This is a genomic window from Maricaulis alexandrii (genome assembly GCF_005871165.1).
In the GTDB taxonomy this organism is placed as follows: Bacteria; Pseudomonadota; Alphaproteobacteria; order Caulobacterales; family Maricaulaceae; genus Maricaulis; species Maricaulis alexandrii.
In genome coordinates this window covers 180393-196463 of record NZ_SWKP01000009.1, presented here as the reverse complement: position 1 = coordinate 196463, position 16071 = coordinate 180393, and the positions used below count along the sequence as shown (strand labels likewise).

Below are 16071 nucleotides of genomic sequence, written 5' to 3'. Positions count from 1 at the left end.
CGGGAACTCAGTCCGGTGCCGGGGCCAGCTCGGCCAGATGCGCCAGCGCTTCCGCATCACCGGGCACCTGGTCCAGATAGGCCCGGTACCGGGTGATCGCGTCTTCGTGCCGCCCGGTGACGCGCAGCCCTTCAGCCAGAGCGTACAGCGTTTCAGGCGAGTCCGGATTGATGGCGCAATTGAGCCGCAACAGGTCCAGGCCGGCCCGGTCCTGATGACGGTGAATATACTTGAAGGCTGAGAGTTCGATCACGGCGGTCCGCGCTGTCGTGCCCGCTGGCGCCGCCTGGAAGCGGATCAGTCCGGCTTCATGTCCGTGCATCACGGTGTCCGATATGAGGTCACGCGTGAACCCGTAATTGCGGGTTTCGGCGGTCGGGCCCGCGATCAGCGCATGGGCGAACATTTCCATGTCCCAATAGGCATCGACATCCCCGTTTGTCAGCACGATGAAAACCGTTCCGTCGTCGGGGAAGATCATGAGTTCGACCGCGACCCCGTAATGGCCGCCGGAATGTCCCAGGACGCGGCGGCCGTTCAGTCGCTGTTCGATGACGCCGTAACCGTAATGCCCGACCGGGGTTTCCAGCCGGCCCTGCAGGAGCGTATCCGTCATCCGGGCGCTCAGCAGACGGTGCCCGGTCAGGGCGCGCGCAAACCGGTGCAGGTCGCCCACGGTGGAGAAGGCACCGCCGGCGGCGCTGCCCCGGCGTTCCCAGCGCGGCGTGCAATCCTCCCACTCGCCCGGGTGTTCACGCGAGCGCATATAGCCGACGGCGCGGTCGGGATTGGGCGTCTCCATCCGCTCGAATGCGGTATTGGGCATGCCTGCCGGATCCAGCACGGCAGTCTGCACATGATCAAAATAGTCGGTGCCGGTGATCGCTTCGATGATCAGGCCCAGAACAATGTAGCCGCCATTGGAATAGGCGAAATCGGTGCCTGGCGTGTGGGCCAGGGGAATATCGGCGAACAGGGGCAGGTAGTCAGAATGGGTGTCCGGCCAATCGCCGGCAAGCGCATCCAGGCCCTCCCAGTAATTGCCGATACCGGATGTGTGCATGAGCAGGTGTTCCACGGTCACCTGCTCGGCTGCGACCGAGTCGGGATAATCCGGCAGATAAGTGCCGATCGGGGCGTGCAGCGAAATCCGTCCCTCATCAGCCAGCTGAAGAATGCAGATCGCGGTGAACATCTTCGACAGGGATGCCAGATTGAAGCGGGTGTCGAGCGTATTGGGGCGACCGGTCCCGCGATTGGCGAGTCCGTAAGCCGCTTGGAATTCGACCGTGTCCTGCTGCGCCAGCAAGAGGGTGCCGCTGAAGTCAATCGCCGTGGGAAGTCCGCCGGCATAATCTTCCAGCCGGACGGCGCGAGACGATGACGTGGTGAGGCCCGAGAGGCCGGCTGAGGCGATCAGGGCAGATCCCAGTCCGAGAGCGTGGCGGCGGGTCAGTCGTGGCATGGACATGGACAGGTTTCACTTTCATTTTGGCCCCAGCCCCGCTATTTATGTAATCGGTTACAGATATGTCAAGCGCAGCGGGTTTGTGCGAAGGAAGTTGGGATGCCAGAGGAACGTCATGATCCGGGCGCTGCCGCTTTGGGCGGTCGCCTGCGGCGGTTGAGTGATCGGATCGACCGCGAAGCCAAGACGCTCTATGAGGCCTATGACACGCCGTTCGAGCAGCGTTGGCTGCCGACCTTCAATGCCCTGCGTGGCGGGGACGCCCTGTCCGTGCAGGACCTCGCCGACAGGCTGGGCGTTTCGCATGTCTCCGTCAGTGTCACCCGGACAGCGCTGGAGAAGGCGGGCCTGATCCAGTCGGCACCGGATGGCAAGGATGGCCGCCGCCGGGTCCTGACGCTGACAGATCAGGGCAAAGCCTTGTCGCAACAGCTCGCCCCGCTCTTTGATGCCCTGAACGAGGCGGCGATTGCGCTGAATGCCGAAGCCGGGGATGCGATCGCCACGCTCGCGCGATTGGAAGCGGCCCTGGACCGCGAATCCCTGTCACAACGCGTCACCGCAATCCTTCAGGCCGGCGAGACAGAGAAGGACCAGGACTGAACGGCGGTCAGGGCTTTGGCGGTTTGGCCTTGCGCGGCGGCTTGCCACCGGACTTTCCGCCCGGCTTGCCGTCGGGCTTGGGTTTGCGAGGCTTGCGCTTCAGCGGGACATCGCCGCTGTCCAAGGGTGAGCTGGCGCGGTCCGCGTGCGGTTTCGGCTTGGCCTTGTAGGGACGATCGCCGTCGTCGGTTCTGGCAAAGGGTTTCTTGTCCCCGAAATCCGTCTTGCCGCCCTTCGGCTTCTTGTCGGTATAGGGCTTCTTGTCGCCATGGGGCTTCTTCTCGAAGGACTTCTTCTTGAAGCGCGGCTTGTCCTCGCCGTCCTGCTTCCAGTCATCGCGCTTGCGGTCGAGCGGATAGCCGTCGCTGTCGGTCTGCTCCTGGCGGCGCGGACCCTTGCGGTGACGCATTTTCGGCGTGCGACCATCGGTCGGCCCGTCATTGCGACCGGCGCGCTGCAGTTCCGATCCGTCGCACGGGGTGACGCGGATATTCTTCTCGCCACCGCCATTCTCGGCCAGGGCGGCCGTGAAGCGCTCGGCATGCTGAGCATCAATTTCGAAGCGGGTCTCGGTCTCGCCGATCTGGATGGAGCCGATCTCGCGCTTGGTGACATGGCCCAGGCGGCAGATCAGCGGCAGCAGCCAGCGCGGCTCGGCCTTGGCGCGGCGGCCGGCAGAGAGGCGGAACCAGACACTCTCCTTGAAATTCTCGCGAGGCTTGCGTTCCGGCCGGTCATTCTGGGCGGCCGGGCCGGAGAGGAGATCCTCGGCGGAGGGCAGATTGGCCAGGCGGGCCCGCAGGAAGGCAGCGGCCAGCTGTTCGGCGGAGAAGGCCTCCATCAGCGCGTCGACATCGCTCTTCAGCTCCTCGTCGACGGCCTCGGTGAGGACCGGATCGGCCATCAGGCGTTCGCGGTCCTTCGCGCGGACATCATCGGCGCCGGGGGCGTCGGCCCATTCCACCTGCAGGCGGGCATCGCGCAGAAGGCGCTGGGCGCGGCTGCGGCGAGTGAAGGGCACGATGATGGCGCAGACACCCTTGGCGCCGGCCCGGCCGGTGCGGCCGGAACGGTGCAGGAGGACATCGGCATTGGTCGGCAGATCGGCGTGGATGACGAGTTCCAGACCCGGCAGGTCAATACCGCGGGCGGCGACATCGGTCGCCACACAGACGCGGGCCCGGCCGTCGCGCAGGGCCTGCAGCGCATGGGTGCGCTCATTCTGGGTCAACTCGCCGGACAGGGCGACGGTGGCAAAGCCGCGATTGCCGAAACGGGCCGCCAGACGGTTCACCGCTTCGCGCGTGGCGCAGAAAATGATGGCGCGCTCGGCGTCGTAATAGCGCAGCACATTGATGATCGCATTCTCGCGGTCGGACGGGGCGACGGTCAGGGCGCGGTATTCGATATCGGCGTGCTGACCGCGTTCGGACACCGTGGTGATGCGCAGCGCATCCTTCTGGAACCGGCGGGCAATATCGGCAATGGCGCGCGGCACGGTGGCCGAGAACAAGAGAGTGCGGCGGCTCGCCGGGGCGGCGTCCAGAATGTATTCCAGATCCTCACGGAAGCCGAAATCGAGCATCTCGTCGGCTTCGTCCAGCACGACGGCCTTGAGCTGGGACATGTCCAGCGCACCGCGCTCGATATGGTCGCGCAGACGGCCCGGCGTGCCGACCACGATGTGACAGCCGCGCTCGAGCACGCGCCGCTCGGCGCGCGGATCCATGCCGCCGACACAGGAGGCGATGCGGCCACCGGCCTCGCCATAGAGCCAGGTCAGCTCCTTCTGGACCTGCAGGGCCAGTTCGCGCGTCGGCGCAACGACCAGGGCCATGGGCAGGTCCGGCGCGTTGAAATTGGTGTCATCGCCCAACAGGGTCGGGGCGATCGACAGGCCGAAGGCGACGGTCTTGCCCGAACCGGTCTGGGCGGAGACGAGGAGGTCGCGCCCCTCGGTCTCTTCCGCGATCACGGCGGACTGGACTTCGGTGAGGGCGGCATAGCCCTTTTTCTCAAGCGCAGCGGCAAGGGCCGGCGCAATGCGGTTATTCTCGGTCATATAAAGCTGTTTCCAGTGCCAAAATGCCGGCCACACCCATCACGGGCCGGGTTCCATCAGTGTCCCGGTAAGGACGCCGATGAGTGGCGACTGGCCGGAATAGGGCAGCGTGTAGCACAGGTTTCGGGAAATGCACGCATCAGCGGCGGCAGGACGGGTATGCAGTTGTGGGGGTGAGGTTTGGCTGGCTGATCTAACCCTTGTCATCCCGGATGGATGCCCGGCGAAAGCCGGGCGCAAGTCCGGGACCCATAATCCCGGTGTGGGTTCCATCAGGCTGCAATGGCGGAGCCTGCTTTCGGGCTTGTTCCGCGGATATGGGTCCCGGCTCTGCAGCCTGCTTTCGCAGGCTATTCGGCCGGGATGACAATTTTGGGATTTGGAGGGGTGTGAACCCGCCTACCGCTTGTCCGCCTGCAGGATCAGTTTCCGGTAGTCATTCAGATCGCCGTCATAGCGGCTGGCGCGACCGTCCTTGACGAGCCAGAGCTGGTCGGCGGTGCCTTCGGCGAGATAGACGTCGTGGGTGATGAGGACGACGGCGCCATTGTATTCATTGAGCGCGTAGATCAGGGCTTCGCGGCTGTCGATGTCGAGGTGGGAGGTCGGTTCGTCGAGGATGAGGATGTGCGGCTTGTCCAGGGACATGAGCCCCAGGAGGAGGCGCACCTTTTCGCCGCCTGAGAGTTTCTCGATATTGGTCTCGACCTTCTCGTGCGGGAAGCCCATGCCGGCGGCGACGGCGCGGCAGCGGGCCGGCGTGGTGCCGTGGGGCAGGGCGTCGCGGACATGGTCCAGCACGGTCTCGCCCTCATTGAGCTCGTCCATCTGGTCCTGGGAGAAATAGCCGATGCGCAGGGAGCGGGCCGCAGTGCGTTCGCCGCCCATCAGCTCCAGGCGCTGGGCGATGGATTTCACCAGCGTGGTCTTGCCCTGGCCATTGGCACCGACAATGGCGATGCGGTCATCGGGATCCAGGCGCAGGTCGACGCGGTCGAGGATTTTCGCGCCCTCGCCATACCCCACGGTCGCATCCCGCAATTGCAGGAGCGGCGCGTTCAGCTTGTCGGTCGAGGTGGGGAAGGAGAAGGGCGTGGTGCGCTCGGCGATCGGGATTGAGATGTCCTGCATCTTCTCCAGCATTTTCACGCGCGACTGGGCCTGGCTGGCCTTGGAGGCCTTGGCGCCGAAGCGGTCGACGAAGGCCTGCAGCCGGGCGCGGTCGGCATCCTGCTTGGCGCGCTGGGCTTCCAGCAGGGCGGTCTTGGCGGCACGCAGTTTCAGCCAGGCATCATAGCCGCCCGGCGTGATGGAGAGTTGTTTGTGCTCCAGCGCCAGGGTGTGGGTGACGCAGCGGTTCAGCATTTCCCGGTCGTGCGAGACGATCAGCACGGTGTGAGGATATTTCTTGAGATAGGTCTCCAGCCAGGCCGCGCCCTCCAGGTCGAGATAGTTTGTCGGCTCGTCCAGGAGGAGAAGATCGGGCTCGGAGAAGAGCACGCCGGCAATGGCGGCGCGCATGCGCCAGCCGCCGGAAAATTCCCGCGTCGGGCGGGAGAGGTCGGCATCGGTGAAGCCCAGCCCCATCAGGACTTCCGCGGCACGGGCCTCGGCGGTCCAGGCGTCGATATCGGCGAGGCGGGTGAAGATTTCCGCGATCCGGTCGGGATCGGTGGCGGTCTCCGATTCCTGCATCAGGGCATGGCGTTCCGCATCGGTGGAGAGGACGACTTCGAGGATCGTCCGGTCGGAGGGCTGCACCTCCTGGGCAACCCAGCCGATGCGGGCACCGCGCTGCAGGCGGACCGGCGTGTCGGAGGAGGGTTTCTCGATCTCCTCGCGGATGATGCGCAAGAGGGTCGACTTGCCGGTGCCATTGCGGCCGACCAGGCCGACCTTCCAGCCGCCGGAAATCTGCGCCGAGGCATTCTCGAACAGGGAACGCTCGCCGATGCGGTAATCAAGATTGGAAATGGTCAGCATCGGTCGGTCAGGCTTTCGCGGCAGGTGGGGCGATCAGGTCGCGTGATCAGGGGCGCCTCTTACCTGCTGCGCTGCAACAAGCCCAGTCTTGTCTGCGGTGGGGGCTTTCTTTCCCATTTGATGGGGAAGTGGGCCGATGCACAGCATCGGGTCGAAGGGGCGGCGCGTCAGCGCCGGGCATCTGTACTGATTTCCGGCTCCGCCGGCCCCTCCGTCCCTGCGGGACACCTCCCCATAGAATGGGGAGGAAAGGCGCGCGCGGCGTCAGCCGCACCGGGGAAGATCCTGCCGGCCGCTGGCGCACCACCCCTCATCTGGCTTTTCAGGCCAACTTCTCCCCGGTGGGGGAGACCGGTCTTCCTACATGTGGAAGATGGCGAGCTTGTTGCCGTCCGGGTCGCGGAAATAGCCGGCATAGAAGCCTTCATCGCCACGCGGACCGGCTGCGCCCTCGTCCGGAGCGCCGAGCTCCATGGCGAGCTTGTAGATTTCGTCGACCTGGGCGCGGTCCTTGGCCTGCAGGGCCACCATGACGCCATTGCCGACCGTGGCCGGCTGTCCGTCAAAGGGTTGGGTCAGCGCAACGCCGGCCCCGCCGCCCGGCTGGCCCCAGGCGATGAAAGTGTCGAAATCCATCATGCGGCCAACGCCCAGCGCGCCACAGATCTTGTCATAGAAGGGCGCATTCTTCTGCAGGTCATTCGTGCCCAGGGTCACATAGCCAATCATGATTTCCTCCTCCGTTGGCCGGATATTTCCGAAATGTTCGTGAAATGTTCCACCCGGTAAATTATCCGAACCGGTGGCGAAGGCAAACAGTTTTTCGGGGTGATTGGTGTGGGGGGGCTCCTGAACTTTCTTCCCCATTGCATGGGGAAGTGGGCCGATGCGCAGCATCGGGTCGATGGGGCGGCGCGTCAGCGCCGATTTCCGGCTTCGCCGGCCCCTCCGTCCCTGCGGGACACCTCCCCATGGGATGGGGAGGAAAGGCGTTCAGCGCCACGGCGTTTCCGCCTGGCGGTATGAGAGGTGTGCGGGAGACCTGACGGGTCGGATTTTGCTATGAGTGTGAGTGACCTGACCGGTCTCCCGCACGCGGAGATTTGCTCGTCTTCCCTTGCGGGCGACGCACCGAAACCGCCTGGGTGCCAGCACGGTCGTGACCTTGTGCCGTGTGGCCCGGGCGATGGCCCTGCCGGAGCTCAGGCTGTCACCCCCTCGCGCGGACAGGCTCCGCAAACCTCCGGGCACAAGGGACTGAGCTCGTGCCTCTCTTCCCGGAAGTCGAGACAAGTCTGTCACAGGTTTTCAGGGTGGGGATAAGTTTTCCTCCCCCGGCTCGCGGGGGAGGTGCCGAGCCTGCGAGGCGGAGGGGCGTCGCGCAATGCGCGGCGGTGCAGGCGCCAGGCTCGATCCACGCCCGCCTGAGGCGGGCGCCCCCTTCGTCCCGAAGCGCTGCTCCGGGCCACTTCCCCCCGCAAGCGGGGGCAGAAAGAATACACCCTCTCCCTGGGGAGAGGGTGGCGCGCAGGCGCCGGGAGAGGGGGGAATCCCGGTGTCGTCGGGATAGGCCTCGCTCTCCGTCACGGGGGAGGGGGTATAAAAAAATTGGGACAGACACATTTGGTATAAAAAAATTGGGACAGACACATTTTATCTCGTATCTCCCCGTCGGAAACGCTGGGATTAAATGTGTCTGTCCCGTTTTTTCCTCTGAAGATTTCTGACGGGGAGATATGAGAAAAAGGTGTCTGTCCCGGTTTTTGCGAGGAAGCGATATGAAGTTGATCATATGGGGTGCTTTTGTTGCCGCGTTGTTGGGGTTAGCGCTGTTCATGCTAAATCCCCTAAACCGTCTTGTCCTGACTAGTCGAACTGGTCAAACGCCACAGGCTAGCTTCCCAATCGATGTGGTCGGGCAAGACTTCCAGAGCGCTCGTGACGCTTTGGAGGGGGCGGGTATCCGCTATAGCCGAGAGGTTACGAGCGGTAGGTGCGCGAATGTTGAAATCGGTGAAAACTACCGAGCATTTATGTTCCGTGATACAAGTTGGCGACGTGGCGTCGTATGTCTGCTCGAACAAGACGGTGTGGTGGAATCTGTTGCGTGGTGGTTCAGCCCCGGGGCGCCTTAGACGTCCGGCGTTCGCAACCGTTATCAACCTTCGGGCCCAACCCGTAGTCGCGGGTCTTATAGAAAAACGGGACAGACACATTTAATCCCCAAAATACACCCATAAATTGCATTCACGCATCTTGTTTGCCATTGTTGGCGCATGCCCCGCTCTGCCCGATTTGTCCTGCCCGGTTATCCCCACCACGTGGTCCAGCGTGGCAACCGGCGTCAGCAGACATTCTTCGAGCCGGATGACTACGCTTTCTACATCGATCTGCTGGGCAAGGCCTGTTGCGACTTCCGGGTGAAGTGTTGGGCCTGGTGTCTGATGCCCAATCACGTTCATCTTGTCCTGGAGCCGTCCCAGGCACAGGACCTGGCCCTGGCGCTCAAGCGGACGCATCAGGTTTATGCCCGCCATATCAATGCCCGGATGGGGTGGGCGGGATGCCTTTGGCAAGGCCGGTTCGGCGCGAGCGTCATGGACGAAGGGCATGCACTCGCAGCGGTTCGCTATATTGAACTCAACCCGGTCCGCGCGCGGCTGGTCGGTCGGGCAGAAGACTGGGCCTGGTCGAGTGCGAGGGGGCATGTCTGGGGAGATGCCGATCCGCTTGTGTCAGACATCCCGTTTCTCCGGCGCATTCCGGACTGGCGCACCTATCTTTCAGAGGGCGTGGATCCGGAGATCGAGGCCCGGATCGGGTATTTCACAGAGACGGGGCATCCGATGGGGGAGGAGGACTGGGTTGGCGCGCTGGAGGTCAAGTCAGGGCGCGTCCTCAGACCCAGGCCGCGGGGCCGGCCGGCGTCGAAGGTGCCCGACGGGGAGATATGAGAAAAAAGGTGTCTGTTCCGGTTTTTTGCCCGGCGTCGAAGGCCCCCGACGGGGAAACATGAGGAAAAAAATGTGTCTGTCCCGGTTTTCACTTGCCGAGATGATTTTCGACGAAAGAAAGTTGCGCTCGAAAGTCGATGAGGACGCCATCCCAAGTGTCGTTGTTTTGAACTTTAACTTCATTCCAAAGAGGGATGAAATTGGCTCCCTAACAGAGAATTGGCTCTCAAAAGGTGCCGTTCATTTTGCATTGACGGGCAGTGAGTTTGGGGAAATTGAAGATGAGGTTGATTGGATCATTGTTGATAACGATGACTTAAACGTCGTCACAACCTCACACGAGAACGAGACTCCAGCGGAAATTCTGGAATTCGTGCTGAAGTTCATGCGTACCAGGTACGACGTTTTCAAATTGGTTGTCGTTTCTGACGTCGATGAGGGTTCCACCGGGGTATGGAAAAAGCTCATCGAGGAGCGAGAAATGATCTCGGAATCCACATCTCCGACGGGGTCGCCTAAGGCTACGACCTAACCATTTGGCGTGCGTGAGCGCGCGCTTTCCTTTGCGCCAAACTTTTATGCGTGTGTGGCGAAAAACTCGCTGAATGAAGCGGATCTGATGGGGCGACAGTGCTGTTGCTCGCAGCGTGCGGGAAGCTATGGGCTCGGAGCACTAGAAGGATTCTGGGTCAACGATGGGGATGAGGTTGTTCGCGAAGCAGCCATTGAGACTACCCTGGCCGCTTTTATATCACTCTGATTATAATTGACGTTGCGGATGGTCCCACCCCAGACTTGGGAGCGATTGCCTTCATCCGGAGGTTTGGTGACGATGTAGTTGAAGGTGGAGAGGCCACTGTTGGCGGATTCGTCAGTGCTGTTTCGGTCGGAGCGACACCGGAAAACCGGGGACACGTACCGATTTAATCATCCGGCGGCTTTCCGCTCCGCCGTTTCGGGCGTCCGGATTGGCCCGGTCTGAGTCGGCGGCCTGATTTGGTTTCCAGCGCATCGATCCAGGCGTCCGATCCCAGCGGGTATCCCGACTGTGCGAAATCGCCCAGCAGGGCCTCCTGCCTCGCGCTTGTGCCCTCGGCCAGATAGCGCGGCCAGTCGGCGATCCGGTCGAGCCAGGGCGCGAGAAAAATTGGGACAGACACATTTTTGGATGAGAACTAAAAATATATGAGGATGTAAGCATGTTGTGGAGTGATAGAAAATCTTGGAGTGTGATATTCTATCTAATGTCGGCATTTATGGTTTATGTAAATATTCAAGGGATTTTTTTTGATCCTGATTTTGTCATTAATAGGGACAATGTCTTCTACATGATTCTGACTTCCATTTTAGGTATTCTTTTTTTGTGGCTGGGTCACAAGACTTGGCCTTCAAGCTGATAGGTGCCCTATTTGGAAAGTGTTAGAGTTCCAAGACTGACATGGGCGCACTATTTTCGACTTGCAGGAGCGGAAAGTGCTGGAAAAATTGGGACAGACACATTTTTTCTCGTAACTCCCCGTCGGAGATCTTGGGATTAAATGTGTCTGTCCCGTTTTTTCCGTGACTAGGAGCTGAACATGATTTCACCCGGCAGTTGGGTTCTTCAACAAGTGGGCGATATACGGGCCATCTTAGAAGTAAATAGCTCTACTGGTTACGTGTATATTTGGGATCCAGATCGGGGAGTTTTGTCTCATGTGTGGTTGTACAATTGTGAAGGCGTTGTCGATGGTCACGCTTGTTCGGAAGCTGACGACGCGCCAATAATGAGAGTGGATAATATTAAATTGGATTTCTATAGAATCCCCAATTCTCTGACGGAAGTAGAGTGTATATTTGATGAAATTTCTTCGACATGGACAGTTTCTATTTGCGGTCAATCAATTGCATGTTTGAAAATTGGTAGTCGCCCAGGGAAATCAATTTTTGCGAAACGCCCCACTGAAATGGCTGCGCCATGGAATTATCGTGAAGGACTTTGATGAACGTGGGAAGCACTGGGACAGAAACATATAATCCCAAGCGAAGAAGTGCTAAAGCTAGAACGCGGTGCCCAGCGACGCGAGGTGTCAAGGTATCATATAGATACGGAGGTGCCCCTGTAGTTAGGCAGCCACTGCGCCGCTGCGGTGCTTTGTCATAGTGGAGATTATGCGCGGAGTTAGGGCCATTCGCGGCGGGCACTTAACGCGTGATGCCCGCCTGATTTCGTTAAACGACACTCCGTTCGTCCAACGCAGGCTCTGCCCTGAATGCATGCAGCCAATCAACCCGCAAATCCCCGACACCAGGCCACGGCCTCAGCCTCATCCGTGAAAATCTCCACCCGCAATTCATGCCGGTCGGTGATGCGTTTCATGAGGGCGGCGCGTTCGGCGCCGTAGCCGGGCGGGGGGAGGTAGGCGATGGGGAAATGGTTGGGGAAGATGAAGCTGGCATCCTCCCAGGTTTCCATGGCGAGGCTCTCGCTGGGGAGAACGCGCAGGTCGAGCGCATGGATGAAGGCGGACCGCGCGCCGGGGGTCCGCACGCATTTCTCGACCTCGCGAAACAAGGCGGCATAATCCGTGTGGGCCGGATCTCCGGTCAGTCGGATGCGGACGATTCCGTCCGTGTCGGGCATTTCTGCGGTCAGCAAGACGTGCCTCCAGATCGGCGTTGGTGGTAGCAGACTAGCACAAGCAAAGCCCGGCTTCATTCCGATGCGACGAAATGCGCCTGATCCGGGCCCGGAGCGGCGAAGCCCTTGGCTTCACTGGCACATCACGACTCGCCAACATATGGCCGCAGACAGCCCCCTCCGCAATTCCGTCCGTCGCGCTAGGATGAATGATTGAAGAATCAGGGCTGTTTGGGCGACATGAATTCCGACGCCGGACAGACACGAGCTCCACAGGGATATGCGCCATGGCCGATGCGGCTTTCACCTCGATCGACGGACTGAAACCCCGCCCGGATGCGTCTGGTGAGGCGGGCTCGTCGGTGGAACACGCCTATCTCGACCTGCTGCGCGACATTCTGGAAAACGGCGCGGAACAGCATGACCGCACCGGTGTCGGCACGCTCTCCGTCTTCGGGCGCCAGCTGCGCTGTGATCTGTCGGAAGGCTTTCCGCTGTTGACCACGAAGAAGGTGCATTTCAAGTCGATCGCGATCGAGCTTCTCTGGTTCCTGCGCGGCGAGACGAACGTGCGCTGGCTGCAGGAGCGCGGCGTGTCGATCTGGGATGAGTGGGCCGATGAAAACGGCGATCTCGGCCCGGTCTATGGCAAGCAATGGCGCCGCTGGGAGGGCCCGGACGGCACCGAGATCGACCAGCTCTCCAACATCCTGGAGCAGATCAAGTCGAACCCGTCCTCGCGCCGGCTGATCGTGTCGGGCTGGAACCCGGCGGATGTGCCGAACATGGCGCTGCCGCCCTGTCACACGCTCTACCAGTTCAATATCGCCAACGGGAAACTCTCCTGCCAGCTCTATCAGCGATCGGCGGACATGTTCCTGGGCGTGCCGTTCAACATTGCCTCCTATGCGCTGCTGACGGCGATGGTGGCGCAGGTGTGCGGGCTGGAGCCGGGCGAGTACATCCACACCTTCGGCGACGCCCATATCTATTCCAACCATATGGACCAGGTGCGCGAACAATTGTCCCGCACGCCGAAAGCCCTGCCCAAGCTGCACCTCAATCCGGACGCGAAGGATCTCTTCGCCTTTGAATATGAGGACATCACGCTGGAGGGCTATGACCCGCTGCCGCGCATTGCCGCCCCGGTGGCGGTGTGACCGGACAGCTCGGCACGCTCGCGGACAAGATCGCGCAGGTTTCCGATATCTATGCCGCGCATTTCAAGATCGACCGGTCGGGGGACTGGTATCTGCTGAAATTGCAGGAAGAAATCGGCGAGCTGACGCAGGCCTATCTCACCGCGACCGGCCGCACCCGCAAACCGTCCGGCGAAGCGGCGAAGGCGCAATTGGCGCTGGAAATGGCCGATGCGCTGGGCATGCTCCTGCTGCTGGCCCGCGATGAGGGTATCGATCTGGACGCCGCCGTGCAGGAAAAATGGCTGAGCTGGCTGGAACGGGACACACCGGAATGAGCGCGATCCAATCTCCCAAGCTTTGCCTGATCGCCGCGCGGGGCCGCAATGGCGTGATCGGGGCCGAGGGGGATCTGCCCTGGCGGCTGTCCTCGGACCTCAAGCATTTCAAGGCGACCACCAAGGGCAAGCCGGTGATCATGGGGCGCAAGACCTGGGAGAGCCTGCCCTTCAAACCCCTGCCGGGGCGGACCAATATCGTGGTGACGCGCCAGACCGGCTATGCCGCGCAGGGCGCACAGGTCTTTACCGCGCTGGATGCGGCGCTGGATGCCGCGGTCCAGGCGGCCCTGCTGGACGGGGCCGACGAGATTTTCGTGATCGGCGGGGCGCAGATCTATGCAGAGACCCTGCACAGGGCGGACCGGCTTTACCTGACCGATGTCGAGGCCGAGCCGGAGGGCGAGGCGGTCTTCCCGGTCTTCGAGGAAAGCGCCTGGCATGAAATCCACCGCGAGGCCTTTCCGGCCGGCGAGGGGGATGATCATGCCTTCATCGTGCGCTGCCTGGAAAAGCCGCCCCACCCCTAGCCGGCAGGGATAGCGGGACTGTGTACCTGCCGGTTCCCCTCCACTAACCCTTGAACCCGGTCGCGCTTGCGTTCATGTAAGGCGTCGAAATAGCGAGAGGATCAATCCAACCCATGCCGTGGAACGACAATCAGGGTAGCGGCGGCGGGGGCCCTTGGGGCTCCGGCGGCGGCGGAAATAACCAGAATCCGTGGGGCCAGCGGCCCAATGGCGGCGGTGGCGGGGGCGACCAGGGCCCCGATCTGGATGAAGTTGTTCGCGACCTGCAACGCAAGCTCGGCGGCCTGTTTGGCGGCAAGGGCGGCGGTAATGGCGGCGGCGGCAAGAAGGGTGGCGGTGGCGCCAGTGCCTTCGGTCTCGGCTTCATCGTCGCGGTCATCGCGGTCATCTGGTTCCTGATGCCGGGCTCCGGCTGGTACCAGGTCGGCCCGAACCAGGCCGGCGTCGTGATGCGCTTCGGTGAATACTCCCGCACCTCCTCGCCGGGCTTCCATTTCAAGCTTCCCTCTCCGATCGAGACGGTGCAGCTGCCGGAAGTCACGACGACGAATGAAATGACGATCGGTCAGGGCTCCGAAGGCCAGATGCTGACCCGCGACGAGAATATCGTCGACATCGATTTCGCCGTGCAATGGCGCGTTGACCTGACCTATCCGGATGGTGTGCGCGACTTCCTGTTCAATGTGCGTGATCCGGAAGGCACGGTCCGTGCGATCGCCGAAAGCGCCATGCGTGAAGTCGTCGGCACCTCGGACCTGCAATTCATCATCACCGAAGGCCGGTCGGAAGTGTCCCGCCGGACCCGTGAACTGTTGCAGGAAACCCTGAACGAGTACGAGGCCGGTATCGAGATCCTGCAGGTGAACCTGCGAAACGCCCAGCCGCCGGAGCGGGTCATTGACGCCTTCCGCGGTGTGGATGTGGCCCAGCAGGAAGCCGAACGCGCCCAGCTGAATGCCACCGCGCACGCCAACTCGGTCATCCCGGCTGCCCGCGGTGAAGCCGCCCAGCTGACCCAGGCGGCCCAAGCCTATCGCGACTCCGTGATTGCCCAGGCCCAGGGTGATGCCGACCGCTTCATCTCGATCTATAACGAGTACGCCCAGGCACCCGATGTCACGCGTCGCCGCATGTATCTGGAAACGCTGGAACAGGTGATCGGCCGCTCCGACATCATCGTTCTGGACGGCGAGGCCGGGGCGATGCCCTACCTGCCGCTCGACCAGCTCGGCCGTAACCGGGTTCGCAACCCCGTCCGCAATGCGCAAGGAGGCGACCAATGATCCGCACTCTGGGAATTGTTGTCCTGGTGGCCGCGCTCTTTGTCGGCCTCCAGAGTGTCTACACCGTCTCGGAAACCGAGCAGGCGCTGATCCTGCGACTGGGTGAGCCGGTGGATGCGGTCAATGAATCGGCAGAGCCCGATCCGGGCCTGCACTTCAAGACGCCCTTCATCATGGACGTCCTGATCTTCGACAAGCGCAATCTGGAACTGGATCTGGATGCCGAGGAAATCCTCGCCTCCGACCAGGAACGCCTGATCGTGGACGCCTTCCTGCGCTACCGGATCACCGATCCGCTGCGCTTCTACCAGGCCTTCACGGAAGAGCGCCGCGCGCGCATTCGCCTGCAGCAGATCATGGAAGACAGCCTGCGTGGCGTGATCGCCTCCATTCCGTCCTCCGACGTCATCTCAGGCCAGCGCGCCGAGCTGATGGACCGGGTGCAGGCCGCGGTGGAAGCCCAGGTGGAAACCGGCAATTTCGGTATCGAAGTGATCGATGTGCGCATCCTGCGCGCCGACCTGCCGCAACAGATCGCGGACAATGTGTTCCAGCGCATGCGCTCGGAACGCGACCAGGAAGCGGCCCGCATCCGCGCCGAGGGTGAACAGCGTGCCACGGAAATCCGCGCCGATGCGGATCGCCAGGCCACGATCATCCGCGCTGAAGCCCGGGCAGAAGCCGAGCGGATCCGCGGTGAGGGCGATGCCCGCCGGAACGCGATCTACGCCCAGGCCTATGGCCAGGATCCGGAGTTCTTCGCCTTCTACCGGTCGATGCAGGCCTATGAGAGTGCGATCATCGAGGGCACGCCGATCGTGATCCCGCCGGACTCCGAATTCTTCCGCTACTTCCAGTCTGAAACCGGACAATAGTGGCGTCCTATCTTCTTGTCGGGCTGGGCGTGGCGATGGTGCTGGAAGGCCTCCTCTACGCGCTCATGCCCGGTGGGATGAAAAGATTTCTGAGCCAGATCAATGAAATGAGCCCGGACCAGCTCAGGCTGGCCGGGCTTGTTGCTGTCGGGGCCGGGGTTGGCCTGGTCTGGTGGGTGCTGAACTGACAGCCTGCAGCGCAATGCTTGCGGGCTA

The 16071-nt window shown here is 62.0% G+C and carries 16 protein-coding genes; 10 read left to right on the top strand and 6 right to left on the bottom strand.

Features of this window, described 5'->3' with window-relative positions:
• Positions 1–7 precede the first annotated feature (7 nt).
• Positions 8–1471 carry a serine hydrolase domain-containing protein gene (locus FCS99_RS13810; RefSeq protein ID WP_138513554.1) on the bottom strand — a complete coding sequence of 488 codons (1464 nt, stop codon included), beginning with the start codon at positions 1469–1471 and terminating at the stop codon, positions 8–10.
• Between the two features lie 96 nt (positions 1472–1567).
• Here FCS99_RS13810 and FCS99_RS13805 point away from each other — a divergent pair, with 96 nt between their 5' ends.
• Entirely contained in the window at positions 1568–2071 is a 504-nt protein-coding gene (locus tag FCS99_RS13805; RefSeq protein ID WP_138513552.1) for a MarR family winged helix-turn-helix transcriptional regulator, read from the top strand.
• A gap of 7 nt (positions 2072–2078) precedes the next feature.
• Here FCS99_RS13805 and FCS99_RS13800 read toward each other — a convergent pair whose 3' ends face one another.
• The 3 genes from FCS99_RS13800 to FCS99_RS13790 all read right to left on the bottom strand — a co-directional run bounded on the left by FCS99_RS13800 (position 2079) and on the right by FCS99_RS13790 (position 6845).
• Positions 2079–4133, bottom strand: coding sequence for a DEAD/DEAH box helicase (locus FCS99_RS13800; RefSeq protein ID WP_233352838.1), 2055 nt, complete (start codon positions 4131–4133; stop codon positions 2079–2081).
• Positions 4134–4532: 399 nt separating this feature from the next.
• Entirely contained in the window at positions 4533–6116 is a 1584-nt protein-coding gene (locus FCS99_RS13795; protein WP_138513550.1) for an ABC-F family ATP-binding cassette domain-containing protein, read from the bottom strand.
• Between the two features lie 360 nt (positions 6117–6476).
• Entirely contained in the window at positions 6477–6845 is a 369-nt protein-coding gene (locus FCS99_RS13790; RefSeq protein WP_138513548.1) for a VOC family protein, read from the bottom strand.
• Positions 6846–8392: 1547 nt separating this feature from the next.
• On the opposite strand from FCS99_RS13790, the gene FCS99_RS13785 reads away from it, so the two are divergent.
• Together FCS99_RS13785 and FCS99_RS13780 are read left to right on the top strand one after the other, a co-directional pair.
• Positions 8393–9070, top strand: coding sequence for a transposase (locus tag FCS99_RS13785; protein ID WP_138513546.1), 678 nt, complete (start codon positions 8393–8395; stop codon positions 9068–9070).
• Positions 9071–9128: 58 nt separating this feature from the next.
• Positions 9129–9602 carry a hypothetical protein gene (locus tag FCS99_RS13780; RefSeq protein WP_138513544.1) on the top strand — a complete coding sequence of 158 codons (474 nt, stop codon included), beginning with the start codon at positions 9129–9131 and terminating at the stop codon, positions 9600–9602.
• A 391-nt stretch (positions 9603–9993) separates the two neighbouring features.
• On the opposite strand, the gene FCS99_RS13775 is transcribed toward FCS99_RS13780, so the two are convergent.
• The gene (locus tag FCS99_RS13775; protein ID WP_138513542.1) at positions 9994–10230 is read right to left on the bottom strand and encodes a hypothetical protein; all 237 of its coding nucleotides are present in this window, start codon (positions 10228–10230) and stop codon (positions 9994–9996) included.
• Between the two features lie 417 nt (positions 10231–10647).
• Here FCS99_RS13775 and FCS99_RS13770 point away from each other — a divergent pair, with 417 nt between their 5' ends.
• Positions 10648–11052, top strand: a complete 405-nt coding sequence (locus tag FCS99_RS13770) for a hypothetical protein (protein WP_138513540.1) — start codon at positions 10648–10650, stop codon at positions 11050–11052.
• A gap of 284 nt (positions 11053–11336) precedes the next feature.
• Here FCS99_RS13770 and FCS99_RS13765 read toward each other — a convergent pair whose 3' ends face one another.
• Positions 11337–11708: a hypothetical protein gene (locus FCS99_RS13765; protein ID WP_138513538.1), complete on the bottom strand. Its 372-nt coding sequence runs from the start codon at positions 11706–11708 to the stop codon at positions 11337–11339.
• Positions 11709–11977: 269 nt separating this feature from the next.
• On the opposite strand from FCS99_RS13765, the gene FCS99_RS13760 reads away from it, so the two are divergent.
• The 6 genes from FCS99_RS13760 to FCS99_RS13735 all read left to right on the top strand — a co-directional run bounded on the left by FCS99_RS13760 (position 11978) and on the right by FCS99_RS13735 (position 16043).
• Positions 11978–12850, top strand: a complete 873-nt coding sequence (locus FCS99_RS13760; protein WP_233352837.1) for a thymidylate synthase — start codon at positions 11978–11980, stop codon at positions 12848–12850.
• Positions 12847–13167, top strand: coding sequence for a nucleoside triphosphate pyrophosphohydrolase family protein (locus tag FCS99_RS13755; protein WP_138513536.1), 321 nt, complete (start codon positions 12847–12849; stop codon positions 13165–13167). The genes FCS99_RS13760 and FCS99_RS13755 overlap by 4 nt, the downstream gene beginning before the upstream one ends.
• Complete coding sequence (locus tag FCS99_RS13750) at positions 13164–13697, top strand: dihydrofolate reductase (RefSeq protein WP_233352836.1); 534 nt, start codon at positions 13164–13166, stop codon at positions 13695–13697. The genes FCS99_RS13755 and FCS99_RS13750 overlap by 4 nt, the downstream gene beginning before the upstream one ends.
• Before the next feature lie 113 nt (positions 13698–13810).
• Positions 13811–14980 (top strand): FtsH protease activity modulator HflK, encoded by a 1170-nt coding sequence (gene hflK, locus FCS99_RS13745; protein WP_138513534.1) that lies wholly within the window; start codon positions 13811–13813, stop codon positions 14978–14980.
• A complete protein-coding gene (hflC, locus tag FCS99_RS13740; protein WP_138513532.1) occupies positions 14977–15855 on the top strand; it encodes a protease modulator HflC in 879 nt (292 codons plus the stop codon). The genes hflK and hflC overlap by 4 nt, the downstream gene beginning before the upstream one ends.
• The gene (locus FCS99_RS13735) at positions 15855–16043 is read left to right on the top strand and encodes a DUF2065 domain-containing protein (RefSeq protein WP_233352834.1); all 189 of its coding nucleotides are present in this window, start codon (positions 15855–15857) and stop codon (positions 16041–16043) included. Before hflC ends, FCS99_RS13735 begins: the two co-directional genes overlap by 1 nt.
• The last annotated feature ends 28 nt before the right edge of the window (positions 16044–16071 follow it).

Coding starts and splice junctions, on each gene's coding strand:
- FCS99_RS13790 (WP_138513548.1), bottom strand. CDS start 6,845: ATGATTGGCTATGTGACCCTGGGCACGAATGACCTGCAGAAGAATGCG.
- FCS99_RS13760 (WP_233352837.1), top strand. CDS start 11,978: ATGGCCGATGCGGCTTTCACCTCGATCGACGGACTGAAACCCCGCCCG.
- FCS99_RS13795 (WP_138513550.1), bottom strand. CDS start 6,116: ATGCTGACCATTTCCAATCTTGATTACCGCATCGGCGAGCGTTCCCTG.
- hflC (WP_138513532.1), top strand. CDS start 14,977: ATGATCCGCACTCTGGGAATTGTTGTCCTGGTGGCCGCGCTCTTTGTC.
- FCS99_RS13780 (WP_138513544.1), top strand. CDS start 9,129: ATGAGGAAAAAAATGTGTCTGTCCCGGTTTTCACTTGCCGAGATGATT.
- FCS99_RS13750 (WP_233352836.1), top strand. CDS start 13,164: ATGAGCGCGATCCAATCTCCCAAGCTTTGCCTGATCGCCGCGCGGGGC.
- FCS99_RS13810 (WP_138513554.1), bottom strand. CDS start 1,471: ATGTCCATGCCACGACTGACCCGCCGCCACGCTCTCGGACTGGGATCT.
- FCS99_RS13800 (WP_233352838.1), bottom strand. CDS start 4,133: ATGACCGAGAATAACCGCATTGCGCCGGCCCTTGCCGCTGCGCTTGAG.
- FCS99_RS13805 (WP_138513552.1), top strand. CDS start 1,568: ATGCCAGAGGAACGTCATGATCCGGGCGCTGCCGCTTTGGGCGGTCGC.
- FCS99_RS13770 (WP_138513540.1), top strand. CDS start 10,648: ATGATTTCACCCGGCAGTTGGGTTCTTCAACAAGTGGGCGATATACGG.
- hflK (WP_138513534.1), top strand. CDS start 13,811: ATGCCGTGGAACGACAATCAGGGTAGCGGCGGCGGGGGCCCTTGGGGC.
- FCS99_RS13785 (WP_138513546.1), top strand. CDS start 8,393: ATGCCCCGCTCTGCCCGATTTGTCCTGCCCGGTTATCCCCACCACGTG.